Origin of the sequence: Enterobacter cloacae complex sp. P12RS (genome assembly GCF_014895875.1) — a bacterium.
In the GTDB taxonomy this organism is placed as follows: Bacteria; Pseudomonadota; Gammaproteobacteria; order Enterobacterales; family Enterobacteriaceae; genus Enterobacter; species Enterobacter bugandensis.
Window position 1 is genome coordinate 149,756 of sequence record NZ_JADBQO010000015.1, and the last position, 24,836, is coordinate 174,591.

Consider the following 24,836-nt stretch of genomic DNA (forward strand, 5'->3'; position numbering starts at 1 on the left):
AGACCGGCTCAGTTAAGCTGAATAATAAGTGACGCCACGGGCAATGTGAAATTATTCCCCGTCAGGCGACACTGTATTTTGCCACGTGCGGAACTGCTCCAGCGGCATCGGGCGGCTAATCCAGTAACCCTGCAGATAATTAACCCCATGCTCGCGCAGCCAGGCCGCCTGTTCCGGTGTTTCCACCCCTTCCGCAACGGTCGACATATTCAGTCGTCTTGCCAGCGTCAGTACGGCATCCAGCACCGGGGAGGTCACGGTTTCTGTGCCAATGGCGTTGACAAAGCCACGGTCGATTTTCAGGTAGTCCATGGTGAAATGTTCAAGATAAATCAGCGCGCTGTGGCCGGTGCCGAAATCGTCGATGGCAATTTCAAACCCTTCGTTATGCAGCCATTCGAAGAGGCTGTTAGCTTCCCGATGGTTCAGCATGTCGCGCTCGGTAATTTCCAGTACGATCTGGAAGTAATCAGGCGGCAGCAGGGCTTTGAAGGTGCGCATATCGTCTTTGAAGCTTTCCGCATGCAGATGCCCCGGCGCGATATTAATGCCCACTTTGGCACCCGGCGGCAGCACGGTCTGTAGCACTGGCGCATCGTGAATAATCAGGTCAAAAAGATGCAGCGTGAGCGGAACAATCAGCTTCTGCGCTTCGGCAAAATTGATAAAGGCGTCCGGCGGGATCTCACCCATGGTCGGGTGCTTCCAGCGCATCAGCACTTCAAGCCCGGTCATCCTGAGCGATTTGGCGTCGACAACGGGCTGATAAACCACATAAAACTGGCCGCGCTTGATGGCGCTCAGAATCTCTTTGCCCGGATTGAGACGCGTCGTGAGGATGTAGAAGTTAAGCGACCCTGCCGCAATCCCGCACACCAGCCCGAAGAACAGGGCGTAAAGTATCTCATCGGTCGTCCACTCCTCGGCGTACAGGTTGATGGTCAGAGGAACGTCTTTGAGCGTCGCGGTGCGCGCCGGCGTTTCATGTAAATCCTTCGCTTTGACGAGGGCGCTTGAGGCAGTGGATAACGCATTGTCGCCGATGACGATCGCGATGCCTGCAAACTCGTCCTGGCGCGCGGTGTAAAGCAGGTACGGCGTCAGGTTGAGATTCACCGAGGTGAATACGCCGCCGTCCTTCACAAGCGGATTACGATACCAGATGGCAATCGCGGGCTTATTGGGCAGCATGGGCGTGCCGGGGAGCAGTGCGATATCAACCTGCTTGTTGATGTGCAGCTCGGGTATCAGCTCCTCCATCGGGGCATTCATTGGGCCTGTGGCTGACGAGCAGAACGCCATTTTGTCTCTGACCAGCAGGAAGGCGCGTACGTTGAGGCTGAAGGCCGCGCGCGAGGTCAGCTCCGCGTTAACGTCCTGGCAATTATTGAGCGTCAGCGGCTGGAGCACGTCGATGGAGGCTTTCAGCTCGTCAAAATAGCTCTCCATGTAGATGCGCACATCCATGATCAACGTATCGAATCGGATTTCCCGCTTGTGGTAGCTCCAGAAAAATTGCAATGAACCCAGGAGCAGGGCGGCGATCAGGCCGGTAATGATACTGAGGAACAGTATCTTTCGATGACTGGAGAAGTAGCGGGTGAGCATAAACGTCGTGGTTCCTGAATTGCCGCTGATTGTATTCATTGTAACGGGCAAAAAAAAACACCGCCGAAGCAGTGCTTTTTTTTTATTGTATCGCCAGCCAAGGGATAACCAACGATACAATTATCATATTAACTGCGGGTCAGTACGCGGCGCGCTTCGTTGTAGCGCTTCTTCCAGTACGGTTCATTCATGCTGGAAATGGTCACACCGCTGCTGGTGGAGGCATGTACAAACTGGTCATTACCAATGTAGATGCCCACATGTCGACCGGTAGAACCTGCACGGAACAGCACTAAATCACCGGTGCGCAGTTTGGTACGTGAAATCGACTTGCCCATCTCCTGCTGTTCGTAGGTCGAACGCGGAAGATCTAACCCAAATTGCTCGCGGAAGGTACGCTGTACAAAGCCGGAACAATCAATGCCTTTTTTAGTGCTGCCGCCAAGACGGTAACGCACGCCTTTCCAGTCAGCATACTGGTCCATAATGCGGGACTTCACGTCCAGATTACGTACCATATTTTCAAATTCATCCTGAGAGGCTTGCAGTGAAGAGGAATCTTCCATTCCCACAACACGCGTCTCAGGATGCATATTCTTTGCGGTGTTCGATGTACTACATGCAGATAACAGTACCGCGACTGCTATCGCCGGGATCCCCCGTAAGATATATCTCAGAAACGGTTGAGATTTGACCATTTTGTTTATTTTCCCTTGAAGTCCTTAACGACAAATATCGTTATAAAAATGCCAAACGTGACGAGACTAATTATCTGTTCACATTGAGACAATTGTTTCTGGTGACATTTGTGGTGCAGCGCACAAAATTATTCACCATCGAAATAATTATCTCCATGGGGCAAAACGAGTTCGAGATTAACCGATTGCCAGGGCTATTGCGAGTAAAAAGAGCCTTTTTTTTATAAGAAATTGTGATACAGAAAGTAAAAATTTGTCATTGCACAAAATAGCGGCAGATCCGCCGCGTAATCGTGCAATTGATTCATTTTTATCACGAATGTGATGACAAGAATATGACAGCGCAGAAAGATCGCGGGAAGGGCATTATCAGGGATCGTGATGATCCCCGATAGTTTGCGTTAAAAAACGGTAATTATTTGTTCAATTTTTGTTGCTTTCTACGCGGAAGATAGCGATCGAAAAGGGTAATTAGGCGATCGCTCAAAGGCGTCATCAGAACCCACGGCAGACCAATCAGCACCGCGGAAAGGGAACCCACGACAATATCCGTCAGCCAGTGCGCGCCAATCATCACGCGTGGGAAGGCAAATATCACCACAATAAGCAGGGCGATTGCGAACGCCTTCTTACCGAAATAGCGCAGCATGAAGCCAGAAAAAATAAGCAGCATCATGCCGTGATCGCCCGGGAAACTGTCCTTCGAGGCATCTTTTGTTGGAATATGCAGCAGTTCACTCACGCGATAAATATTCGGGAAAGAGAGCGAAGGACTTGCACGTTTTACCGGCATCAGATGTTGCGCCAGCTGATTAATGATCACCGCAGCCAGAAGCATCACCAGTCCGATAATCAGGATGCGGCGACGCCCCGTGTCATCCTCTTTGAGCCAGAAAGAGAGCATCAGGCAGCCCATGGCCAGCAGGGAAAAGCCGTCGAAGGCGCGGTTATTGGTAATTGCCACCAGCCACAGAAAGGCGTCACTCTTCACCAGCCCCTGGTTGAAGAAATGAAACAGGGATGAATCCAGCGGGAACCAGAAACCGTGATTCACCGGGATATACCAGGAGAAAAAGAGCGCCAGACCGGCGACATTAAGCAGTAGTATCTGGGGAATTCGAGTCGTCATAACGTTCTGCATTGAGTGAAAACTGGGGCAACGTTAGCCGCCCGAACTTAAACGAAGCTTCAACAGGCTGGACTGTAGGGCATTCCAGTCGGCGTTAACCGCACTAATTAACTCTATTCGGCTGTCAGGTGGCGCGACGTTTTGCGTTTCGATAAAGAAATCGTCGCCCTGGCGGTTGATCCGCACCAGTCCGTCTGGCGTGCGCATGATCCCTTTCACGCGGTCGACCGGCGCAAGCCTGGCCCACTCAAGGATACCAATGGTATCGAAAACGGTGTCGGCATCGAAAATCCATCCGCAGGCCTGATACCCCTGACCGCTGTTAAGGTTACGACGCCAGCGCTGGTGTTCCGGCAGGCTAAGCGCGGCCAGACCCTGCTTTGCAGAATGGTGATGCGCATGCTCTGCGCTGGCCGGGAGTTGCGCCAGGTTCAGGCGGGGAAGATCCAGCAGGGCGCTATCAATATTCCCCTGCGTGGCCTGCACCCGCGTCCGATTGCCGCCGAAATGCTGCCACCACGCGTCCAGCGCGGCCCGGCTTTCCGCCGTGGCGCGATCTTCTTTATTGGTGACAATAACGTCTGCTGCGGCGAGCTGATCGCGAAAGTTCTCATTGGCCACCGCTTTTTCATCCAGAAGCTGACGCGGATCGAGCAGGCACAGCGTGGCGCGAAGATCGATCCACGGCTCGTAAACCGGGGCGGTCAGTAAATCGAGGATCTGCTTCGGGTGGCCCAGACCGGTAGGTTCAATCAACAGGCGGTCCGGTTTGCCCTGACGCAGCAGCGTATTGAGGCCTACCTGCATCGGTAAGCCGTTTACGCAGCACATGCATCCGCCGGGGATCTCTTTAATCATTGCGCCGCTGGATGATAGCAACGCGCCATCAATGCCCACTTCGCCGAATTCATTGACCAGCACGGCCCATTTCTCGGCGGGATCTTTATTCGCCAGCAGATGAAGAATAGAGGTGGTTTTACCGCTGCCGAGAAAACCGGTGATGAGGTTGGTTTTGGTCACGTGCGCTCCGCAAGAGAATTGTGATGCTATAACACTATGCTCTTATCCTGGCGAAAAACGGGCGCAATGAGAAGGGGGAGGGCGAACGGAGGCAATGTCCGTTCGCATTAAGCGCAATAATCGCTAAAGATTTAACGTTTCAATAACAGCCTGGCGTGCGCCACGGCGGGTGATGCGCTGGTAGGCCTGGCTGACAGCCTCAGCGAAAACGCTATTTTGCGCGAGATCGTGACCGAAGACCTCGCTCAGCCCCAGCAGCGCATTGACGCGGTCAGCGTCGCTGCTGGCCTCGACAATCGTGCGGATTTTATCGCTGAGGGGATCGCGAACGTCAATCGCGTTGCCGCGTTCGTCGAACCCGCTGACGTAGCGTATCCAGCCAGCGACGCCCAGCGCCAGCAGCGGCCATTCTGTTTTACGCTCAAGGTGGACGCGGATGCCATCCAGCATTCGCTGCGGCAGCTTCTGGCTACCGTCCATCGCGATTTGCCAGGTACGGTGCTGCAGCGCCGGGTTAGCAAAGCGATCGATCAGGCTGTCGGCATAGGCAGTCAGGTCGACATCCTTTATACGCAGCGTAAGCGCCTGTTCATCCAGCATTAGCCGCCGGGCGGCTTCGCGGAAGGTGGCGTCCTCCATGCATTCATTAATATGCGCGTACCCGGCGAGATACCCCAGATACGCCAGGAAAGAGTGGCTGCCGTTAAGCATGCGTAATTTCATCTGCTCCCAGGGCAGAACGTCCTGCACCATCTGAACGCCCGCCACTTCCCACTCCGGACGCCCGGCGACAAAATTATCTTCCACTACCCACTGAATAAACGGCTCGCAGCTTATGGCGCACGGATCGTCAACGCCGAGCGCGTCGGCGATTTCCGCAAGCGAGGCCTCCGTCGCGGCGGGAACAATTCTGTCGACCATCGTTCCCGGAAAACTCACGTGGCCCTCGATCCACTCTGCCAGCGCCGGGGAGCGCTTTTGCGCCATGCCAAGCACCGCATTTTTCACCACGTGGCCGTTGTCCGGAATGTTGTCGCAGGAAAGCACGGTAAACGCAGGCAAGCCGCGCTCGCGGCGGCGATTAAGGGCTTCGACCAGGATCCCCGGCGCGGAATGCGGCTCAGCGGGATTTTCCAGATCGTGGACGATCCGGGCGTTTTGTAAATCCAGCTTACCGGTCGCGGGATCGATGCAGTAGCCTTTCTCCGTAATGGTGAGCGACACAATCGCCACCTGCGGCTCGCAAAACTTCTCTATTATCGCGGGCAGAGAGTCCAGCTTTGCATTCAGGCATTCATGCACGGCCCCGACAATAATCGGCTGATTTCCTTCAGCTCCTTTCTCCAGCACGGTAAACAAGTGATCCTGCGCGCGCAGCTGGCTCATCAGCACGTCGCCGCTGAACAGGCTAATCTCACAAATTCCCCAGTCGCCGCCTTTTTCATTCAGCACCCGGTTTGTTAACAATGCCTGATGCGCGCGGTGAAACGCACCGAAGCCGAAATGGACGATGCGGGAGCGCAGTTGATGACGATCGTAGCGCGGTTGTTGAACCTGGGCTGGAAGGGCGGTTGAGGCAATTGTCTTCATGAAATACACACCTGATTAACCATTAATTAACAATGCCAGTCTAAAGTTATATGACAGCAAATAAAATTGGTAAGCCGTAAATATCCCCGTTCTGTGAGTTTGATCAATCAATGTGTGGCGGCGTGTTGACCCTTCACGGTAAACATGTATGGTAGTCGTCATTGCAGTAACCCATATTGGTATAACAACTTGAGAGGATGAGGCAATGGAACAAACCTGGCGTTGGTACGGGCCGAACGATCCGGTTTCTCTTGATGATGTGCGTCAGGCTGGCGCAACGGGTGTCGTCACGGCGCTGCATCACATTCCTAACGGCCAGGTATGGCCGGTTGAGGAGATTCAACAGCGTCAGGCGCTGCTGGCGGAGAAGGGGTTAACCTGGTCTGTGGTAGAAAGCATTCCGGTTCACGAAGATATCAAAACCCATTCCGGGGAATACCGGACCTGGATTGCAAACTATCAGCAGAGCATTCGCAACCTGGCGGCCTGCGGCATTGATACGGTCTGCTATAACTTCATGCCGATTCTGGACTGGACGCGTACCGACCTGGAATATCAGATGCCGGACGGCTCGAAAGCGCTGCGTTTTGACCAGATTGCCTTTGCGGCGTTTGAGCTGCACATTCTGAAACGCCCGGGCGCCGAAGCGGATTACACCGCTGAAGAGCAGCAGCAGGCCCTTGAATGGTTCAATGCCGCCAGTGAAGCGGACGTTGAGAAGCTGACCCGCAATATCATTGCTGGCCTGCCGGGTGCGGAAGAGGGGTACACGCTGGATCAGTTCCGCGCGCGTCTGGCGGAATACGGCAATATTGATAAGCAGCAGCTGCGTGAAAACATGGCGTATTTCCTGCGCGCTATCGTTCCGGTTGCGGAAGAAGCCGGCGTGCGTCTGGCGGTACACCCGGACGATCCGCCGCGTCCTATTCTCGGCCTGCCACGTATCGTGTCTACGATTGAAGATATGCAATGGCTGAAAGAGACGGTCGACAGCATCTATAACGGCTTTACCATGTGTACCGGCTCCTACGGCGTGCGCGCTGATAATGACCTCGTGCGGATGATAGAAACCTTTGGCGATCGTATTCACTTTACGCATCTGCGTGCGACCTGCCGGGAGGAGAATCCAAAGACCTTCCACGAGGCCGCGCACCTTGGCGGTGATGTGAATATGGTCGCGGTGGTGGACGCTATTCTGGCTGAAGAGGCGCGTCGCAAGCAGGCGGGCGATGTACGTCCTATTCCGTTCCGTCCGGATCACGGACACCAGATGCTGGACGATCTGCGTAAGAAAACCAACCCGGGCTATTCGGCGATTGGCCGCCTGAAGGGGATGGCGGAAGTGCGAGGGGTCGAGCTGGCGCTGAAGATGACGAAGTATCCGGAGCTTTTGTAACCGGAATTGTCGGGTGGCGAAGCCGCCACCCGACAAATGCCATAATCAGTCAGCACGACCCATATAGCGTTTTTCTTCAATATGGATGCGGATCTTCTCGCCAGCGGAGAGATATTCCGGCACCTGAACAACCAGACCGGTGGTCAGGGTCGCTGGTTTGTTGCGCGCACTTGCTGACGCGCCTTTAATGCCCGGCGCGGTTTCAACGATTTCCAGATCCACGGTCTGCGGCAGTTCAAGCGCCAGCAGCACGCCGTCCCAGGTCAGTACCTGCATGTCTGGCATACCGCCTTCAGGAATGAACAGCAGCTCTTCTTCGATCTGATCTTTGGTGAAGATGTACGGGGTGTAATCTTCTTTATCCATGAACACGTATTCGTTGCCGTCGATGTAGGAGAAATCAACGTAGCGGCGGGTCAGGGTCACGGTATCAACGATATCGTCACCTTTAAAACGTTCTTCCACCTTCAGGCCGGTACGCACATCGGCGAAACGCATTTTGTACAGCGTCGCTGCACCACGGGCGCTTGGTGCCTGAATGTCGATGTCTTTCACAATCAGCAATTTGCCGTTGTAATTCAGTACCATACCTTTCTTAATTTCGTTCGCTCTTGGCATTGCAGTAATCCTGTCTACGGGAGGTAAAAAATATCGCGCCAAATTACTCGCGCGCGGCCTTTCAGGCAAGTGGAATTCGTGGCTTTTGCTATCAATACGCAAAAGGTGTTACTGTGCGCCCGATGCCCGACTGTACGGGTGTTCGCCACCGAGAGAGCATGTATGGATTGTCGTCCAGATTGCGGCGCGTGCTGTACCGCTCCGTCCATTTCAAGCCCCATTCCAGGCATGCCTGAAGGCAAGCCCGCCAATACCCGCTGCGTTCAGCTCTCTGAATCCAACCTGTGTATGATCTTTGAGTCTCCCCTGCGCCCGAAGGTCTGTTCCGGGCTTCAGCCATCAGCTGAAATGTGCGGCAGCACGCGCGCGCAGGCAATGACTTGGCTGCTGGAGCTTGAAGCGCTCACCGCGCCTTAAACGTCTTTGATCCTCGCCAGACAGCCAATCGTCAGCGTACACATCACCAGCGCAATCCAGAATACCGTGTGGTAGTTCCAGATCTCGGCAACGATACCGGCCATCGAGCCCGCGATGATCCAGCCCACGCGGGTAGTATTAGTATAAAGGGTGGTGGCGGCACCTGCCTGCCCCGGCATCAGATCCTGGAAGTAGAGCATGCCAATCCCCGCCAGGATGCCGATATACACGGCGTTCAGCAGCTGTAAAGCAAGAAGCAGGGCTGGCGTATGGACCGTCAGCATGCCAACGTAGAATAGCAGCCCGGCGACGGCCGCGATGCGCATTAAAAAACGCTTTCCAAAACGCTTCGCATAATAGCCTGCAATCAGCATGGTCGGGATCTCAAGACCCGCGGCGGTGCCCATCATAATGCCGGCCAGCTTCTCCGGCAGGTGTAGCTCATCAATAATAAACAGCGGCATGTTAATGATATACAGGCTGTTGGTGCCCCACATCAGCGTGCAGATAACAAACAGGAGCAGGGCATCGCGGCGGTTACGACGCGGCGCTTCCAGCACGCCCGTTGCCACTTTGGGCTCTTTGCGCATTGACGGCAGAAAAAACCATACCATTGCCCCGCACGCCACAAACGCGACCGCCGCGCTCAGGTACATCACCGTAAAGCCAAACCCCATTGCCAGCGCGTAGGCCAGCGGCGGGCCAATTACCCATGCCAGTGACACCTGAGCGCGCAATATCGAGCTGAACATCACCGCTTCCCGCCCGGTATGGTCGGCATGTTCGCGGGCAAGGGCAAACAGCTGCGGGTTGGCGGTTGAGCCAAAGCTGCTCAGAAAAACGCCGATGAACAGCAGAATGAAATAGTTACGGTTCCAGGCAAACAGGACGCAGGCCAGCACCCCCAGCAGACAGCAGAAAACGATCAGGCTTTTACGATCGCCTTTGCGGTCGGAACGACCGGCGAGAAACTGGCTGACGAGAATGCCGATGATGGCGCTTCCGGTAAAAAAGAAGCCAACCATCGCCGGACGGGCGTGAACTTCGTTGGTCAGGAACAGGCTCAGCGTCGGGGTTTGCAACGCACCGGCAATGCCCGTGAAGAAGGCAACAATCAGGAACGCCGTTGACGTCAAATCAAAGGGCTTCGGCGCGGTGGCCGCAGGGGTGTTATGCATGTTTTATAATTAGCGAGTAACAGAGAGGGGCGGAGTTTACGCCGTCAGTTAAAAAATAAACAGTGGGTGACGTCAATTACCCCACGAAAAATCAAAATGGCATTTCAACTTACTCCCCACCTGGCTGAACTTAGCTGAAACTGGTTTGCTGAAGTTCAGCAAAATTTAGCTGAACGCAGAAGAAATGTGCAGTATCTCTAAATTCTGATATCGGAAATACGACATTTCTTGCAAGCCATTGCAGAAAGCGCAAGACTTTTTGAAACGTTTCAGCGCTATCTTGTTTTAACAAACGGAGCAGGCTAGCGCATTTTTTCTCATGTAAGCTGAAACGATTCACTTTCAGCAGGAGAGGAGAACCATGTTCCAGTTATCTGTTCAGGATATTCACCCGGGCGCTCAGGCCGGGGATAAAGAAGAGGCTATTCGTCAGGTTGCCGCTGCCCTTGTGCAGGCGGGTAACGTCGCGGACGGCTACGTAAACGGTATGCTGGCGCGCGAGCAGCAGACCTCCACCTTCCTCGGCAATGGCATTGCCATTCCGCACGGCACAACCGACACCCGCGACCAGGTGCTGAAAACCGGCGTTAAGGTCTATCAGTTCCCGCAGGGCGTGCTCTGGGGCGACGGCCAGGTGGCTTATGTTGCTATCGGTATCGCGGCGAGCAGCGACGAACACTTAGGCCTGCTGCGTCAGCTGACGCATGTCCTGAGCGATGACTCCGTGGCGGAACAGCTGAAGTCTGCAACAACCGCTGAAGAGCTGCGGGCGTTGCTGATGGGCGAAAAACAGAGTGAAGCGCTGAAGCTGGATAACGACACGCTGACGCTGGATGTTGTGGCCTCCGACCTGGTCACGCTGCAGGCGTTGAACGCGGGTCGCCTGAAAGAAGCGGGTGCCGCTGATGCCACCTTTGTGACGCGCGTGATTAACGATAAACCGCTGAATCTCGGCCAGGGCATCTGGCTGAACGACAGCGCTGAAGGCAACCTGCGCAGCGCAATTGCAGTGAGCCGCGCCGCCACCGCGTTCGACGTTGAGGGCGAGACAGCAGCCATGCTGGTGACCGTGGCGATGAACGATGAGCAGCCGGTTTCGGTGCTGAAGCGTCTGGGCGATCTGCTGCTGAACAATAAAGCTGAAAAACTGCTGAACGCCGATGCGGCGACCGTGCTGGCGCTGCTGACCAGCGACGACGCGCTAACGGACGACGTGCTGAACGCCGAGTTCGTGGTGCGCAACGAACACGGCCTGCATGCCCGTCCGGGCACCATGCTGGTCAACACCATTAAACAATTTGAAAGCGAGATTACCGTGACCAACCTGGATGGTTCGGGCAAACCGGCCAACGGCCGTAGCCTGATGAAAGTCGTCGCGCTGGGCGTGAAGAAAGGCCATCGCCTGCGCTTCACCGCGCAGGGCGTAGATGCTGAACAGGCGCTGAAAGCAATTGGCGACGCCATCGCGGCAGGTCTGGGGGAGGGCGCATAATGAGCAGACGTGTTGCGACTATTACGCTGAACCCGGCTTATGACCTGGTGGGGTTTTGCCCGGAAATTGAGCGCGGCGAAGTTAACCTCGTGCGTACCACTGGCCTGCATGCTGCGGGCAAAGGGATTAACGTCGCGAAGGTGCTCAAGGATCTCGGTATCGACGTCACCGTAGGCGGATTCCTCGGTAAAGATAACCAGGATGGCTTCCAGCAGCTGTTCAGCGAGCTGGGCATTGCCAACCGTTTCCAGGTTGTGCAGGGCCGTACCCGCATCAACGTTAAGCTGACGGAAAAAGACGGCGAAGTGACCGATCTTAACTTCTCCGGTTTCGAAGTGACGCCAGCTGACTGGGAGCGCTTTGTGACCGACTCCCTGACCTGGCTGGGCCAGTTCGATATGGTGTGCGTCAGCGGCAGCCTGCCGTCCGGCGTCAGCCCGGAAGCGTTTACCGACTGGATGACGCGTCTGCGCAGCCAGTGCCCGTGCATTATCTTCGACAGCAGCCGCGATGCGCTGGTGGCGGGTCTGAAAGCCTCTCCGTGGCTGGTGAAGCCAAACCGCCGCGAGCTGGAGATCTGGGCAGGACGCAAGCTGCCGGAATTAAAAGATGTGATTGAGGCCGCCCATGCGCTGCGCGAGCAGGGTATTGCTCACGTGGTGATCTCGCTGGGTGCAGAAGGGGCGTTGTGGGTTAACGCTTCAGGTGAATGGATTGCCAAACCGCCGTCAATGGAAGTGGTGAGCACCGTTGGCGCAGGGGATTCTATGGTTGGCGGCCTGATTTACGGCCTGCTGATGCGTGAATCCAGTGAACATACGTTACGTCTTGCCACCGCCGTTGCAGCCCTGGCCGTGAGCCAGAGCAATGTCGGTATTACCGATCGTACCCAGTTAGCCGCGATGATGGCGCGCGTTGACTTAAAACCTTTTAACTAACAGCAGGAGAGGAATAATGAAAACGCTGCTGATCATTGACTCCGGTCTCGGACAGGCTCGCGCCTACATGGCGAAGACCCTGCTGGGCGCGGCGGCACAAAAAGCACACCTGGACATCATTGATAACCCAGGCGATGCCGAACTGGCGATTGTCCTGGGCGATAAAATTCCCGCTGACAGCGCGCTGAACGGCAAAAAAGTGTGGCTGGGCGATATTAATCGCGCGGTGGCACACCCGGAACTGTTCCTGAGCGAAGCGAAAGGTCACGCGACAGTCTACAGCGCGCCTGTCGCAGCGGCTCCGGCTGCGGCCTCGGGTCCGAAACGTGTTGTCGCGGTCACGGCCTGCCCGACGGGCGTGGCGCACACCTTTATGGCGGCTGAAGCCATTGAAACCGAAGCGAAAAAACGCGGCTGGTGGGTGAAGGTTGAAACCCGTGGCTCCGTGGGTGCGGGCAATGCCATTACGCCGGAAGAGGTCGCTGAGGCCGATCTGGTGATTGTGGCGGCAGATATCGAAGTGGATCTGGCGAAATTTGCCGGCAAACCGATGTACCGCACCTCTACCGGCCTGGCGCTGAAAAAAACCGCGCAGGAGTTTGATAAGGCCCTGGCAGAAGCCAAACCGTATCAGGCCACCGGCGCAGCAAAAACGCCGACCGAAGGCAAAAAAGAGTCTGCGGGCGCATATCGTCACCTGCTGACCGGCGTGTCCTACATGCTGCCGATGGTGGTTGCGGGCGGCCTGTGTATCGCACTGTCGTTCGCGTTTGGTATTACGGCATTTAAAGAAGAAGGGACGCTTGCGGCTGCGCTGATGCAGATCGGCGGCGGTTCAGCGTTCGCGCTGATGGTGCCAGTGCTGGCGGGCTTTATCGCTTTCTCCATCGCTGACCGTCCGGGTCTGACCCCGGGTCTTATCGGCGGTATGCTGGCAGTGAGCACCGGCTCCGGCTTTATTGGCGGTATCATCGCCGGTTTCCTCGCGGGTTACGTCGCGAAGCTGATTAGCTCGAAGCTGAAGCTGCCGCAGAGTATGGAGGCGCTGAAGCCAATCCTGATCATTCCACTCATCTCCAGCCTGGTGGTCGGTCTGGCGATGATCTACCTGATTGGTAAGCCGGTTGCGGGTATCCTGGCGGGCCTGACCCACTGGCTGCAAACCATGGGCACGGCGAACGCGGTGCTGCTGGGCGCAATCCTCGGCGGCATGATGTGTACCGACATGGGTGGCCCGGTGAACAAAGCGGCATACGCCTTTGGCGTTGGCCTGCTGAGTACCCAGACCTACGCGCCGATGGCGGCGATCATGGCGGCCGGTATGGTGCCACCGCTGGCGCTTGGCCTGGCGACGATTATTGCCCGTCGTAAGTTCGACAAAGCGCAGCAGGAAGGCGGTAAAGCGGCGCTGGTGCTGGGCCTGTGCTTCATCACCGAAGGTGCGATTCCGTTCGCGGCGCGTGACCCAATGCGTGTTCTGCCGTGCTGTATCGTCGGCGGCGCGGTAACGGGCGCCATCTCCATGGCGATTGGCGCGAAGCTGATGGCACCGCACGGCGGTCTGTTCGTCCTGCTGATCCCTGGCGCCATCACCCCGGTACTGGGTTATCTGCTGGCGATTGTTGCCGGTACGCTGGTGGCAGGCCTGTCTTACGCGGTGCTGAAACGTCCGGAAGCGGAAGTTGTGGCAAAAGCAGCGTAAGCACTAAGCAATAAAAAAGCCGGGTGCTAATGCAACCCGGCTTTTTTTATGCCGCCTGTTCTGCGGTTTGCTGTGCCTTCAGCCAGGCAATCTCCTCCGCCCAGATATCCGGATTGATGGTTTCCAGCACCATCGGAATACCGTCGAAGCGGGCGTCCTGCATAATAAAGCGGAAGGCATCGTGACCGATATTGCCTTCGCCCAGGCTGTGGTGGCGGTCAACGCGGCTGCCGAACGCGCTTTTCGCATCGTTCAGGTGCATACCGCGAAGATATTTAAAGCCAACAACGCGCTCGAACTCCTCGAAAGTATTTTTCGTGGCCTCGGTGGTGCGCAGGTCATACCCGGCGGCAAACGCGTGGCAGGTATCAATGCATACGCCCACGCGAGACTTATCTTCCACGCCGTCAATGATTGCCGCCAGATGTTCAAACCTAAAGCCGAGGTTGCTGCCCTGACCAGCCGTGTTTTCAATCACTGCGGTGACGCCTTTGGTCTTATCCAGCGTCATGTTGATGGATTCGGCAATGCGCGCCAGACAGGCATCTTCATCAATCTGCATCAGATGACTACCCGGATGGAAGTTCAGCAGCGTCAGCCCGAGCTGTTCGCAGCGCTGCACTTCATCAAGGAACGCCTCGCGGGACTTATCCAGCGCTTCCTGCACCGGATGCCCGAGGTTAATCAGATAGCTGTCGTGGGGAAGGATCTGACCCGGCCCGTAATGGTATTTTTCACAGGCGGCTTTGAAATCGTCAATGACCTCAGCGGTGAGCGGCGCGGCGCGCCACTGGCGCTGGTTTTTGGTGAACAGGGCGAAAGCGGTCGCCTCAATTTCGGCGGCGCGAATGGCGGCATTCGCCAGGCCACCTGCAGCGCTGACGTGCGCTCCAACGTATTTCATACAAAAACTCCTGTTAACCCGAAACGCTTATGATAGCGGGTTAACAGGAGAAGGACGAGATGGTTTATGCCATCAGGCTGTGCACGGCGAGGTTAATCGCACCGCCGCCGACAATCAGCCAGATGAAGAGCACCAGCGCCATCAGCAGCGGCTTCGCACCGGCTTTTTTCAGCGCGCTGACGTGCGTCGTCACCCCCAGCGCCGCCATCGCCATCGCCAGCAGCACCGTATCCAGCGTCACCAGCATCTCCACTACCGCTTTTGGCAGCAGGTGGAAGGAGTTAAAGATAGCGACCACGATGAACAGGATCGCAAACCACGGAATGGTGATTTTGCTCTTCTCGCTGCCGCCAGCCGGTGCCAGCTGTTTAACACGGGCCGCGAGGAAAATCAGGAACGGGGCCAGCATCATCACGCGCAGCATTTTGGCAATGACCGCCGCGTTTTCCGCTTCCGGGTTAATGGCGTGACCTGCCGCCACCACCTGCGCCACTTCGTGCATGGTTGAGCCAATATAGATGCCGTAGGTTTCCGGGCTAAACCAGTGAGCCACCAGCGGGTACATGGCCGGATACAGGAAGATCGCCAGCGTACCGAAGATAACCACCGTCGCGACCGCCACCGTCACTTTACTGGCTTCGGCTTTAACGACGGGTTCTGTTGCCAGCACTGCCGCCGCGCCGCAGATGCTGCTGCCTGCGCCGATTAACCAGCTGGTTTGCTTATCCAGGCCAAACACTTTCTGACCGATAAAGCACGCCAGTAAAAAGGTGCTGGTCAGCGTCAGGACGTCAATGGCAATCCCGCTGACGCCCACGTCCGCAATCTGCGAAAAGGTGAGACGGAAGCCGTAAAGGATAATCCCGAGACGTAATAAATGCTGCTTGGCGAAAATCACGCCGCCGTCGCAGGATTTCCAGATGTGGGGGTAAACGGTGTTCCCGACCACCATGCCGAGCAAAATGGCCAGCGTTAACGCGCTGAACCCTGCACCGGCCACTGCCGGAATACTGCCGCCCCATAAGGCCACGCCGGTGACGACGGCGCTGAGCGCAAGGCCGGGCACGAAGTGCCACACTGTACGATGATGTTGTAAGGTGATTTCTGACATAACCTTCTCCTTTGTCTGGCTAAAGGTTACGGCGAGCTGGCTTAAAAATAAAATTGATTATATATTTATAATCAATCTTTATAAGTGGTAAGCAACCATGCACATTACATTGCGTCAGCTGGAAGTGTTTGCCGAGGTGCTGAAAAGCGGCTCGACGACCCAGGCGTCACAAATGCTGGCGCTCTCGCAGTCTGCCGTCAGCGCGGCGTTGACCGATCTCGAAGGCCAGCTGGGCGTCCAGCTGTTTGACAGGGTAGGGAAGCGACTGGTGGTCAACGAACATGGCCGCCTGCTTTACCCGCGCGCGCTGGCGCTGCTGGAGCAGGCTATTGAAATCGAGCAGCTGTTCCGCGAGGACAACGGCGCGATCCGCGTATTTGCCAGCAGCACCATCGGCAACTACATCCTGCCGGAAGTGATTGCCCGCTACCGCCGGGATTTCCCGACCCTGCCGCTGGAGATGAGCGTGGGTAACAGCCAGGACGTGATCAACGCGGTGATTGATTTCCGCGTGGATATCGGACTTATCGAAGGTCCTTGCCACAACGTCGATATCATTGCCGAGCCCTGGCTGGAGGATGAGCTGGTAGTGTTTGCGTCTCCGGCCTCGTCGTTATTGCAGGGTGAGGTGACGCTGGAGCGGCTGGCGCAGGCGCAGTGGATCCTCCGCGAGCAGGGTTCCGGCACGCGTGAGATTGTCGACTACCTGCTGCTGTCGCATCTGCCGCATTTCCAGCTGGGAATGGAGCTGGGAAACTCAGAGGCGATTAAGCACGCGGTGCGTCATGGCCTGGGCATCAGCTGTCTTTCCCGGCGGGTGATTGCCGAACAGCTGGAGACCGGATCGCTGGTGGAAATCCCCGTTCCGCTGCCAAAACTGGTGCGCACGCTGTGGTGCATCCACCATCGTCAGAAACACCTGTCCAGTTCGCTGCAGCGTTTTCTGCGCTACTGCGAGATGTAAAAGCGCCCCTCACCCCAAAGGGGAGAGGGAAAAATAATGCGTTACTTATAATCCTGGACGCGTCATGAAGCTCTCTTATAACAGGGTATTTCTGCCGGAAGGAACGCAGATCGTCTGCTACAATCGCGCCTCATTTATTAAATGGACAGCATTTTCACATGGTTTCAGAAACTAAAACCACAGAAGCGCCCACGCTACGTCGTGAACTCAAGGCGCGTCACCTGACGATGATCGCCATTGGCGGCTCAATCGGTACAGGTCTTTTCGTTGCCTCTGGCGCAACGATTTCGGCAGCCGGCCCGGGTGGGGCATTATTCTCTTATATCCTGATTGGCCTGATGGTTTATTTCCTGATGACCAGCCTGGGCGAACTGGCGGCATACATGCCGGTGTCAGGTTCGTTTTCGACCTACGGACAAAAATACGTTGAGGAAGGCTTCGGCTTCGCGCTGGGCTGGAACTACTGGTACAACTGGGCCGTCACCATCGCCGTGGACCTCGTCGCCGCGCAGCTGGTGATGACCTGGTGGTTCCCGGACACGCCGGGCTGGATCTGGAGCGCCCTGTTCCTCGCCGTCATCTTCCTGCTGAACTACATCTCCGTGCGCGGCTTTGGCGAAGCGGAATACTGGTTCTCTTTGATCAAAGTAGCAACCGTCATCATCTTTATCGTCGTCGGCGTGGCGATGATCGTGGGTATTTTCAAAGGGGCTGAACCTGCGGGCTGGAGTAACTGGACCATCGGCGACGCGCCGTTTGCCGGGGGCTTCTCGGCGATGATTGGCGTGGCGATGATTGTCGGCTTCTCCTTCCAGGGAACGGAGCTGATTGGTATCGCGGCCGGTGAATCCGAAAACCCGGAAAAGAACATTCCGCGCGCGGTGCGTCAGGTGTTCTGGCGTATCCTGCTGTTCTACGTGTTCGCTATTTTGATTATCAGCCTGATCATTCCGTATACCGATCCAAGCCTGCTGCGTAACGACGTGAAAGACATCAGCGTCAGCCCGTTCACCCTGGTCTTCCAGCACGCGGGCCTGCTCTCAGCGGCGGCGGTAATGAATGCGGTGATCCTGACGGCGGTGCTGTCGGCGGGTAACTCCGGCATGTACGCCTCCACCCGTATGCTTTATACCCTGGCCTGCGACGGCAAAGCGCCGCGCATTTTCTCGAAACTGTCCCGCGGCGGCGTACCGCGCAACGCGCTGTATGCCACCACGGTGATTGCTGGCCTGTGCTTCCTGACCTCCATGTTCGGCAACCAGACGGTGTACCTGTGGCTGCTTAACACCTCCGGGATGACGGGCTTTATCGCCTGGCTGGGCATTGCCATCAGCCACTACCGTTTCCGTCGCGGCTACGTCATGCAGGGTCATGACCTGAATAACCTGCCGTACCGTTCAGGGTTCTTCCCGCTGGGGCCGATTTTCGCCTTCGTTCTGTGCCTGATCATTACTCTGGGTCAGAACTATGAGGCCTTCCTTGCGGACACCATTGACTGGGGTGCCGTCACGGCGACCTACATTGGTATTCCGCTGTTCCTGATCATCTGGTTTGGCTACAAACTGACGAAAGGAACCCGCTTCGTTCGCTACAGTGAAATGGATTTCCCGGAACGATTTAAACAATAACCGCGCTTCCTCTCTTTCAGCCCGCTCAGCCGAGCGGGCTTTTTTATGGGCAGATCAGAAGCTGTAGGTCATGCCAACCGTATAGCGACGCCCGTCCAGCACGGTGTCATACGTGTCGTAGTCAATCTGCTTATCCAGCACGTTATACACACCGGCGGTAACCAGCAGGTTTTTGTTCGCGTTGTAGCGCAGACCGACATCAACCTGAGTGTAGGACGGTGTGCCCTGGGACATTGACGTGCGGCTCAGGTACTCAGACGTTTTACCGCGAAGGTTCAGACGGCTCCAGAAACCTACGTCGGGCGTCGCCTGCCAGTCCAGGGTGGTGTTGAACATGTGCTTCGGCATCTTGTTCAGCGGCTTGCCTGAGAACTGACCGCTCTTCTGCTCAGATTCGGTATAGGTATAGTTTGCGGTCCAGTTTACATCGCGCGAGATTTTCCAGCCGAAGGAGGACTCCACGCCGCGCATGTTGGCTTTGTCCACGTTAACGCGGTCGCTCACGAAATCATAGCTGTGATCGCCAATCGTACAGGCGGGATCGGCGCTGCTGTTACAGCGGCGAACTTCCGTAATCTTGTCCTTGAAGTCGGTATTAAACAGCGTCACGCCGGCATTCAGGTTATCGTTGTTATCCCAGAGCAGGGCGAGCTCTTCGCTCAGGCTCTTCTCTGGTTTCAGATCCGGGTTGCCGACGATGATACCGTCAAGACGGCCGCCACCCGTTACCTGGCCCCAGCTGGCAGACGACTGACGCAGATCCGGCGCACGATAGCCAGCCGAAACCCCGCCTTTCAACGTCCAGTGATCGGCCAGGTGCCATACGCCGTAACCGCGCGGCGTCCAGTTCGTCCCGTAGTTTTGGTCTTTGTCCATACGCAGGCCGCCGGTCAATGTAAAGCTTTCCGTCATTGACCATTCATCTTCGGCAAACAGGGCCCAGCTCCAGCGCGTCAGTTTGTTCAGGCCGTCCGCAGCTTCCAGCTGATTGCCCTTGTCGCGCAGTTTCTCATACCGATACTGCCCGCCGAGGGTCAACGTATGATCGCCGAGGAAAATCTGGTTCTGGTTGTTGAAGGTGGTGTTATACGAGCGCATTTTGCGACCTGGATTATTGGTCTCTTCCTGCTGGATATAGCTGGTGGTATTGAAGTCGTCGTAATACCCGCTGTGGGTTAAGGAGTAAGTTGTGTGCTCATAGCGTGAGTCGCTTTTAGTATTTGGCTTACAGGTCGTTCCCCGGCAGGTTTCAGCCGCTTTCGACATCCCTGGCGTGCTGTTTCTGTCCTGAAGCTCGCGAGCAAAATCAAGATCGAAATCGTTCTTCTCATCCGGGGTGAAGTTCAGGGTAATGCCACCGTTACGCATTTTCTGCTCGTTATACCCGTTCACGATTTTATCTTCGGCGCGGCGTGACAACAGCCCCGTCACTTTTGCGCCAAGCAGACCGTCAATCAGGGGACCAGAAGCGTAGGCGTTGGTCTGGAAGATATCGCCGGAATCATGGTTTTCCTGGAAGGTTGCATCGCCGTGCAACGAACCGGTCCAGGCTTTAGTGTTTGAGACTTTTTTGGTAATGACGTTGATGACGCCACCCATCGCATCGGAGCCGTAAAGTGAGGACATCGGGCCGCGGATAACCTCAATGCGCTCAATGGACTCCAGCGGCGGCAGCCAGCCTTGTTCAATACCCGAGTTGTCGCTGTTTGGGCGGGTGCTTCGCGTACTGACGCGTTTGCCGTTCACGAGGAACAAGGTGTACTGAGATGCCATGCCGCGAATGCTGATATCACTGCTACTCCCGCCGCCGGTGACGACCACGCCCGGGACGTCTCTCAGGGCATCGGTAACATCACGGTAGGCTTTATCTTCAATCTGCTGTTTCGAAATAACAGAGATGGAGGCGGGGGCATTCTGGATCTTTTGTTCAAATCCCGTCGCGGTGACGACAACGGTGTCCTGATCGGCTGCGTGAACGAGAGGGGTGAATGTGGCAGCGCCAACGGCGACGGCCAGGAGCTTAATGCGGGGTATTGTCATTTGTACATTCCGTATAAAAATGAATAAAACTCCATCGGGATAACCCTGAGAACTGTATGTTTTTGTCTTTTAAGAACTCTTTAAGATGGAGAAGAGCCTGGAATTGTACAAAAGAATGAAGAATTGTAAACACAAATGATAATTGAAATCATTTGTGTTTGAGGAGGGTGAAAGGAAACCAGCCTGGATTCAAGCGGATAGAACTATGTAAATGAGGGGGAGGGGAAAGGCCCGGTATGCAGGAGGCTACCGGGCAAAAAGGCTGAACTTACCTGAACAGATGTTCCGCATGGAAGCGGAGATGATCTTCAATAAAGGACGCCATAAAGTAATAGCTGTGATCGTATCCCGCCTGAATGCGCAGCGTCAGCGGCCAGTCCTTCTGGCGCGCCGCTTCAGCCAGAACCGCAGGCTGTAACTGTCCGGCGAGAAACTGATCCGCATCACCCTGGTCGATAAGCATCGGAATCGCATCTTCCGTCCGGCTTGCCAGCATCAGCGCGCAGCTGTCCCATTCCTGCCATTTCTCTTCATCTTGACCCAGATAGTTTGTGAAAGCTTTTTGTCCCCACGGCACCTGCGTTGGGTTCACAATCGGCGCGAACGCAGAGACGCTGGTGTATTTCCCCGGGTTTTTCAGCGCCATGATTAACGCCCCGTGCCCGCCCATGGAGTGCCCGCTGATGGCGCAGCGGTCGCGCACCGTAAATTCGGCCTTAATCAGCGCAGGCAGCTCGTCGCGAATGTAGTCATACATGCGGTAATGGCTCGCCCACGGCTGCTCGGTGGCGTTGAGATAAAATCCGGCACCTTTGCCCAGGTCGTACCCGGCATCGTCCGCCACATCATCGCCGCGCGGGCTGGTGTCGGGCATCACCAGCGCAATGCCCAGCTCGGCCGCAATACGCTGCGCGCCCGCTTTGGTAGTGAAGTTTTCGTCATTACACGTCAGGCCTGAAAGCCAGAACAGAACCGGCGGGTTTTCCGTCGGCGGCAGGAAAATGCTAAACGTCATGGCGCAGTTCAGCGTGGTGGAGTCGTGCCGCCAGCGCTGCTGTCGACCTTCAAAACAACGGTGCTCTTCGAGCAGTTCCATGCAGGGATCCTTAATGAGAATAGCTATTCATTAGAGCCATAATACAGCGTTTTCATTTACCTGTGAGCAACTTTCACTTTCGCGGAGCGGCGAGATGCTGCATCATAAATTTACTTTTCTTTAACAATTGGAGCTGTCATGGCGCTGCGTATTGCGCTTAGTGGGTTTGTCGTTCTGGTGGTGGCGATGGGGATAGGGCGCTTCGCCTTTACGCCTCAGGTGCCGCTGATGATTGCCGCCGGGCAACTCACGCTCACCAGCGCAGGTCTGGTGGCGGCGATGAATTATCTGGGCTATCTGGTGGGCGCGTGGGATGCCATGCGGGCGCACCACTTTGTTGAAACGCGACTCTGGCTTGGCATCACCGGTGCGGTTGCGCTGACCCTGCTCTCCGCCGCCGCGGATAACGCGGTTGTGCACGGCCTGCTGCGCTTTGTGATTGGCTGCATGAGCGGCTGGTCAATGGTGCTGATTGCCGCCTGGAGCAACGAGCGGCTGGGGCAGTTGGGTAAACCGGGGCTCAGCGCTGCCGTGTTTGCCGGTCCTGGCGCGGGCATCGCCCTGAGCGGCCTGCTCGCGGTCTATATTCAGGCGAAATCCCTTTCGGCCGGTGCGGCGTGGCAAATCTACGGCGTGCTGGCGTTGGTATTGGTCGCGCTGGTGGCGCGCTATCTGCCGCGTTCCGGACAGCTTCATCGACCCGGCAGCGCGCCAGAGCCGCTGTTGCTGACGACGGATCTCAAGCGCCTGGTCTGGAGCTACAGCCTGGCGGGATTTGGCTATATCCTTCCGGCGACCTTCCTTTCGCAAATGGCGGCGGTGCGTTTTCCCGGCAGCCTGTTTGCCCAGTTTGTCTGGCCGATTTTTGGTGCCGCGGCCGTGGTGGGGATTGCGCTCAGCATTCTTTTGCGCCACACCTCAACGGCTAACCGCAGGCTGGCTATCGTGCTGTGGTTACAGGGCGCGGGCGTGCTGGCGGCCTGGCTGCTGCCGGGCATTGGCGGCTTGCTGACGGGCGGGCTGCTGGTGGGAGGCGGGTTCCTCTGCGCGGTGCAGCTCTCTCTTTTATACGGCCGCGAGCTGGCGCCACACCACACGCGCTATATGGCGGGGCTGCTCACCACCGGGTATGCCATCGGGCAATTGGTGGGGCCGGTAACCTCGGCGTTATCAACCTGGCTAACCCACCGGCTGGAGCCTGCGCTGGGGCTGGCTGGCGTTGCGCTGTTTGTCGCGGGTGCCCTGGTCTGGAATCGCCACGCTGAAAGGCAACAGCAATTGCAATAATTATCGTCGTGAATACTGGATTATGTGCGTCGCCTCACGCACAATGAGCGCATACTTTTGCCACAACGAGGGCGAAAGACGCCACACCTGCAGGAGAACAAAATGTCATCACTCAGTAAAGAAGCTGCCCTGGTCCACGAAGCCCTGCTCGCGCGCGGTCTTGAAACGCCACTGCGTCCGCCCGTTCAGGATATGGACAATGAAACCCGTAAAAGTCTGATTTCCGGGCATATGACCGAGATCATGCAACTGCTGAATCTCGATCTGAGCGATGACAGCCTGATGGAGACGCCCAAGCGTATCGCGAAAATGTACGTTGACGAAATTTTCTCCGGACTGGATTACGCCAACTTCCCGAAAATTACCGTCATCGAAAACAAGATGAAGGTGGATGAGATGGTGACGGTACGAGATATTACGCTGACCAGCACCTGCGAGCACCATTTCGTGACCATCGACGGTAAAGCGACCGTGGCGTATATCCCGAAAGACACGGTGATTGGCCTGTCGAAGATCAACCGTATTGTGCAGTTCTTCGCGCAGCGTCCGCAGGTTCAGGAGCGTCTGACGCAGCAGATCCTGATCGCGCTGCAAACGCTGCTGGGTACCAATAACGTGGCGGTCTCTATTGATGCGGTGCACTACTGCGTGAAAGCGCGCGGCGTGCGTGATGCGACCAGTGCGACCACCACCACCTCGCTGGGCGGCCTGTTTAAATCGAGCCAGAACACCCGCCAGGAGTTCCTGCGCGCCGTGCGTCACCACAACTAATCAGACAGGGCAGGGACCATGGAGCGAAACGTCACGCTCGATTTTGTTCGCGGCGTCGCCATTCTGGGTATCCTGCTGCTGAATATCAGCGCCTTCGGTCTGCCGAAGGCCGCTTACCTCAATCCCGCCTGGTACGGCGACATCACCCGAAGCGATGCCTGGACGTGGGCGATCCTCGACCTGTTTGCTCAGGTTAAATTCCTCACGCTGTTTGCGCTGCTGTTTGGCGCGGGCCTGCAGCTTCTGCTCAAACGCGGCACGCGCTGGATCCAGTCGCGCTTAACGCTGCTGGCAATTCTCGGCTTTATCCACGGCCTGTTCTTCTGGGATGGTGATATTCTTCTCGCTTATGGGTTAGTCGGGCTAATCTGCTGGCGGCTGATTCGCGACGCGCACAGCGTGAAAAGCCTGTTTAACACCGGCGTGATGCTCTATCTCATGGGACTCGGCGTCCTGCTTTTGCTGGGGCTGATCTCCGGTGACGCGACAAACCGTTCCTGGATCCCGGACGCCGCTAACCTCCAGTACGAGCAGTACTGGAAGCTGAAGGGCGGTACGGAAGCGATAAGCAACCGTGCGGATATGCTGGGCGACAATCTGCTTGCCCTGGGGGCGCAATACGGCTGGCAGCTGGCGGGCATGATGCTGATGGGCGCGTCACTGATGCGCACCGGCTGGCTGAAAGGGGAATTCAGCCTGCGTCACTACCGCCGCACCGGCGCGGGGCTGGTCCTGCTGGGCGTGCTGATTAACCTTCCGGCGGTGATGGCGCAGTGGCACCTTCACTGGGATTACCGCTGGTGCGCGTTCCTGCTGCAGGCGCCGCGTGAATTGAGCTCGCCGTTCCAGACCATCGGCTATGCGGCGCTGATCTATGGTTTCTGGCCGCAGCTTTCTCGCCTGTGGATCGTCAGCGCCGTAGCCTGCGTTGGGCGGATGGCGTTAAGTAATTACCTCCTGCAGACGCTGATCTGCACCACGCTTTTCTATCGCTTTGGCCTGTTTATGAAATTCGACCGCCTCGGACTACTGGCGTTTGTTATTCCGGTCTGGATAGTAAACCTGGCGTTTTCTGTCATCTGGTTGCGTTATTTCCGCCAGGGACCGCTGGAGTGGGTGTGGCGTCAGTTAACCGCACATGCTTCGGGGGTATCATTGAGTAATACATCCAGATAACGATCTGGATCACAATCATTAACAAAACGGATGTAAGCGTTTTCATGAGTGTGAGCTTCTTCACGTAGTCCCC

Annotated in this window: 21 protein-coding genes; 10 read left to right on the forward strand and 11 right to left on the reverse strand. The window is 56.4% G+C overall.

The window, feature by feature from the left end; genetic code table 11:
* Nucleotides 1-51: 51 nt before the first annotated feature.
* From IM284_RS11260 to IM284_RS11280, 5 genes are all read right to left on the reverse strand, one after another.
* Complete coding sequence (locus tag IM284_RS11260; protein WP_047367968.1) at nucleotides 52-1,608, reverse strand: cyclic di-GMP phosphodiesterase; 1,557 nt, start codon at nucleotides 1,606-1,608, stop codon at nucleotides 52-54.
* A gap of 128 nt (nucleotides 1,609-1,736) precedes the next feature.
* Nucleotides 1,737-2,306: a bifunctional murein DD-endopeptidase/murein LD-carboxypeptidase gene (gene mepS, locus IM284_RS11265; RefSeq protein WP_028013877.1), complete on the reverse strand. Its 570-nt coding sequence runs from the start codon at nucleotides 2,304-2,306 to the stop codon at nucleotides 1,737-1,739.
* 415 nt (nucleotides 2,307-2,721) lie between these two features.
* Nucleotides 2,722-3,435, reverse strand: a complete 714-nt coding sequence (locus IM284_RS11270) for a phosphatase PAP2 family protein (protein WP_028013876.1) — start codon at nucleotides 3,433-3,435, stop codon at nucleotides 2,722-2,724.
* A 33-nt stretch (nucleotides 3,436-3,468) separates the two neighbouring features.
* Nucleotides 3,469-4,455, reverse strand: coding sequence for a GTP-binding protein (locus IM284_RS11275; protein ID WP_047367967.1), 987 nt, complete (start codon nucleotides 4,453-4,455; stop codon nucleotides 3,469-3,471).
* 123 nt (nucleotides 4,456-4,578) lie between these two features.
* Complete coding sequence (locus IM284_RS11280; protein WP_047367966.1) at nucleotides 4,579-6,045, reverse strand: mannitol dehydrogenase family protein; 1,467 nt, start codon at nucleotides 6,043-6,045, stop codon at nucleotides 4,579-4,581.
* A 205-nt stretch (nucleotides 6,046-6,250) separates the two neighbouring features.
* Here IM284_RS11280 and uxuA point away from each other — a divergent pair, with 205 nt between their 5' ends.
* Nucleotides 6,251-7,441 carry a mannonate dehydratase gene (gene uxuA / locus IM284_RS11285; RefSeq protein WP_041908997.1) on the forward strand — a complete coding sequence of 397 codons (1,191 nt, stop codon included), beginning with the start codon at nucleotides 6,251-6,253 and terminating at the stop codon, nucleotides 7,439-7,441.
* A gap of 45 nt (nucleotides 7,442-7,486) precedes the next feature.
* On the opposite strand, the gene yeiP is transcribed toward uxuA, so the two are convergent.
* The gene (yeiP, locus tag IM284_RS11290) at nucleotides 7,487-8,059 is read right to left on the reverse strand and encodes an elongation factor P-like protein YeiP (RefSeq protein ID WP_008500940.1); all 573 of its coding nucleotides are present in this window, start codon (nucleotides 8,057-8,059) and stop codon (nucleotides 7,487-7,489) included.
* Between the two features lie 162 nt (nucleotides 8,060-8,221).
* On the opposite strand from yeiP, the gene IM284_RS11295 reads away from it, so the two are divergent.
* Nucleotides 8,222-8,476, forward strand: coding sequence for a YkgJ family cysteine cluster protein (locus tag IM284_RS11295; RefSeq protein ID WP_028013872.1), 255 nt, complete (start codon nucleotides 8,222-8,224; stop codon nucleotides 8,474-8,476).
* Here the strand turns inward: IM284_RS11295 and setB are convergent.
* The gene (gene setB / locus IM284_RS11300) at nucleotides 8,473-9,654 is read right to left on the reverse strand and encodes a sugar efflux transporter SetB (protein ID WP_045259727.1); all 1,182 of its coding nucleotides are present in this window, start codon (nucleotides 9,652-9,654) and stop codon (nucleotides 8,473-8,475) included. The two genes, IM284_RS11295 and setB, sit on opposite strands and share 4 nt — an antisense overlap.
* A 361-nt stretch (nucleotides 9,655-10,015) precedes the next feature.
* On the opposite strand from setB, the gene fruB reads away from it, so the two are divergent.
* The 3 genes from fruB to fruA are packed head-to-tail and all read left to right on the forward strand — an operon-like array spanning nucleotide 10,016 to nucleotide 13,786.
* Nucleotides 10,016-11,146, forward strand: a complete 1,131-nt coding sequence (fruB, locus tag IM284_RS11305) for a fused PTS fructose transporter subunit IIA/HPr protein (RefSeq protein ID WP_047367965.1) — start codon at nucleotides 10,016-10,018, stop codon at nucleotides 11,144-11,146.
* The gene (gene fruK / locus IM284_RS11310; RefSeq protein WP_010433510.1) at nucleotides 11,146-12,084 is read left to right on the forward strand and encodes a 1-phosphofructokinase; all 939 of its coding nucleotides are present in this window, start codon (nucleotides 11,146-11,148) and stop codon (nucleotides 12,082-12,084) included. The genes fruB and fruK overlap by 1 nt, the downstream gene beginning before the upstream one ends.
* 16 nt (nucleotides 12,085-12,100) lie before the next feature.
* The gene (gene fruA / locus IM284_RS11315; RefSeq protein WP_028013869.1) at nucleotides 12,101-13,786 is read left to right on the forward strand and encodes a PTS fructose transporter subunit IIBC; all 1,686 of its coding nucleotides are present in this window, start codon (nucleotides 12,101-12,103) and stop codon (nucleotides 13,784-13,786) included.
* Nucleotides 13,787-13,832: 46 nt separating this feature from the next.
* Here fruA and nfo read toward each other — a convergent pair whose 3' ends face one another.
* Together nfo and IM284_RS11325 are read right to left on the reverse strand one after the other, a co-directional pair.
* The gene (nfo, locus tag IM284_RS11320; RefSeq protein WP_041909003.1) at nucleotides 13,833-14,690 is read right to left on the reverse strand and encodes a deoxyribonuclease IV; all 858 of its coding nucleotides are present in this window, start codon (nucleotides 14,688-14,690) and stop codon (nucleotides 13,833-13,835) included.
* Nucleotides 14,691-14,754: 64 nt separating this feature from the next.
* Nucleotides 14,755-15,801: a YeiH family protein gene (locus tag IM284_RS11325; protein WP_028013867.1), complete on the reverse strand. Its 1,047-nt coding sequence runs from the start codon at nucleotides 15,799-15,801 to the stop codon at nucleotides 14,755-14,757.
* Between the two features lie 97 nt (nucleotides 15,802-15,898).
* Here IM284_RS11325 and yieE point away from each other — a divergent pair, with 97 nt between their 5' ends.
* Entirely contained in the window at nucleotides 15,899-16,765 is an 867-nt protein-coding gene (gene yieE, locus IM284_RS11330; RefSeq protein ID WP_045629869.1) for a DNA-binding transcriptional regulator YeiE, read from the forward strand.
* A 158-nt stretch (nucleotides 16,766-16,923) separates the two neighbouring features.
* Nucleotides 16,924-18,393 (forward strand): amino acid permease, encoded by a 1,470-nt coding sequence (locus IM284_RS11335; RefSeq protein WP_028013865.1) that lies wholly within the window; start codon nucleotides 16,924-16,926, stop codon nucleotides 18,391-18,393.
* Nucleotides 18,394-18,447: 54 nt separating this feature from the next.
* Here the strand turns inward: IM284_RS11335 and IM284_RS11340 are convergent, their stop codons facing one another.
* On the reverse strand, nucleotides 18,448-20,433 hold the full coding sequence (locus tag IM284_RS11340; RefSeq protein ID WP_047367964.1) for a ligand-gated channel protein: 1,986 nt from the start codon (nucleotides 20,431-20,433) through the stop codon (nucleotides 18,448-18,450).
* Between the two features lie 268 nt (nucleotides 20,434-20,701).
* Nucleotides 20,702-21,529 carry an S-formylglutathione hydrolase gene (gene fghA / locus IM284_RS11345; protein ID WP_047367963.1) on the reverse strand — a complete coding sequence of 276 codons (828 nt, stop codon included), beginning with the start codon at nucleotides 21,527-21,529 and terminating at the stop codon, nucleotides 20,702-20,704.
* 138 nt (nucleotides 21,530-21,667) lie between these two features.
* On the opposite strand from fghA, the gene IM284_RS11350 reads away from it, so the two are divergent.
* The 3 genes from IM284_RS11350 (at nucleotide 21,668) to yeiB (ending at nucleotide 24,763) form a co-directional block, all read left to right on the forward strand.
* Nucleotides 21,668-22,816 carry a YbfB/YjiJ family MFS transporter gene (locus IM284_RS11350; protein WP_047367962.1) on the forward strand — a complete coding sequence of 383 codons (1,149 nt, stop codon included), beginning with the start codon at nucleotides 21,668-21,670 and terminating at the stop codon, nucleotides 22,814-22,816.
* A 102-nt stretch (nucleotides 22,817-22,918) separates the two neighbouring features.
* The gene (folE, locus tag IM284_RS11355; protein WP_023330924.1) at nucleotides 22,919-23,587 is read left to right on the forward strand and encodes a GTP cyclohydrolase I FolE; all 669 of its coding nucleotides are present in this window, start codon (nucleotides 22,919-22,921) and stop codon (nucleotides 23,585-23,587) included.
* 18 nt (nucleotides 23,588-23,605) lie between these two features.
* Nucleotides 23,606-24,763, forward strand: coding sequence for a DUF418 domain-containing protein YeiB (gene yeiB / locus IM284_RS11360; RefSeq protein ID WP_047367961.1), 1,158 nt, complete (start codon nucleotides 23,606-23,608; stop codon nucleotides 24,761-24,763).
* The last annotated feature ends 73 nt before the right edge of the window (nucleotides 24,764-24,836 follow it).

Excerpts from the sequence above, each read along its gene's own strand:
- IM284_RS11340 (WP_047367964.1), bottom strand. The coding sequence starts at position 20,433 with ATGACAATACCCCGCATTAAGCTCCTGGCCGTCGCCGTTGGCGCTGCC.
- fruK (WP_010433510.1), top strand. The coding sequence starts at position 11,146 with ATGAGCAGACGTGTTGCGACTATTACGCTGAACCCGGCTTATGACCTG.
- fruB (WP_047367965.1), top strand. The coding sequence starts at position 10,016 with ATGTTCCAGTTATCTGTTCAGGATATTCACCCGGGCGCTCAGGCCGGG.
- mepS (WP_028013877.1), bottom strand. The coding sequence starts at position 2,306 with ATGGTCAAATCTCAACCGTTTCTGAGATATATCTTACGGGGGATCCCG.
- IM284_RS11270 (WP_028013876.1), bottom strand. The coding sequence starts at position 3,435 with ATGACGACTCGAATTCCCCAGATACTACTGCTTAATGTCGCCGGTCTG.
- IM284_RS11325 (WP_028013867.1), bottom strand. The coding sequence starts at position 15,801 with ATGTCAGAAATCACCTTACAACATCATCGTACAGTGTGGCACTTCGTG.
- IM284_RS11260 (WP_047367968.1), bottom strand. The coding sequence starts at position 1,608 with ATGCTCACCCGCTACTTCTCCAGTCATCGAAAGATACTGTTCCTCAGT.
- uxuA (WP_041908997.1), top strand. The coding sequence starts at position 6,251 with ATGGAACAAACCTGGCGTTGGTACGGGCCGAACGATCCGGTTTCTCTT.
- fghA (WP_047367963.1), bottom strand. The coding sequence starts at position 21,529 with ATGGAACTGCTCGAAGAGCACCGTTGTTTTGAAGGTCGACAGCAGCGC.
- IM284_RS11335 (WP_028013865.1), top strand. The coding sequence starts at position 16,924 with ATGGTTTCAGAAACTAAAACCACAGAAGCGCCCACGCTACGTCGTGAA.
- yeiP (WP_008500940.1), bottom strand. The coding sequence starts at position 8,059 with ATGCCAAGAGCGAACGAAATTAAGAAAGGTATGGTACTGAATTACAAC.
- folE (WP_023330924.1), top strand. The coding sequence starts at position 22,919 with ATGTCATCACTCAGTAAAGAAGCTGCCCTGGTCCACGAAGCCCTGCTC.
- yieE (WP_045629869.1), top strand. The coding sequence starts at position 15,899 with ATGCACATTACATTGCGTCAGCTGGAAGTGTTTGCCGAGGTGCTGAAA.
- IM284_RS11350 (WP_047367962.1), top strand. The coding sequence starts at position 21,668 with ATGGCGCTGCGTATTGCGCTTAGTGGGTTTGTCGTTCTGGTGGTGGCG.
- yeiB (WP_047367961.1), top strand. The coding sequence starts at position 23,606 with ATGGAGCGAAACGTCACGCTCGATTTTGTTCGCGGCGTCGCCATTCTG.
- fruA (WP_028013869.1), top strand. The coding sequence starts at position 12,101 with ATGAAAACGCTGCTGATCATTGACTCCGGTCTCGGACAGGCTCGCGCC.
- IM284_RS11295 (WP_028013872.1), top strand. The coding sequence starts at position 8,222 with ATGGATTGTCGTCCAGATTGCGGCGCGTGCTGTACCGCTCCGTCCATT.
- nfo (WP_041909003.1), bottom strand. The coding sequence starts at position 14,690 with ATGAAATACGTTGGAGCGCACGTCAGCGCTGCAGGTGGCCTGGCGAAT.
- IM284_RS11280 (WP_047367966.1), bottom strand. The coding sequence starts at position 6,045 with ATGAAGACAATTGCCTCAACCGCCCTTCCAGCCCAGGTTCAACAACCG.
- setB (WP_045259727.1), bottom strand. The coding sequence starts at position 9,654 with ATGCATAACACCCCTGCGGCCACCGCGCCGAAGCCCTTTGATTTGACG.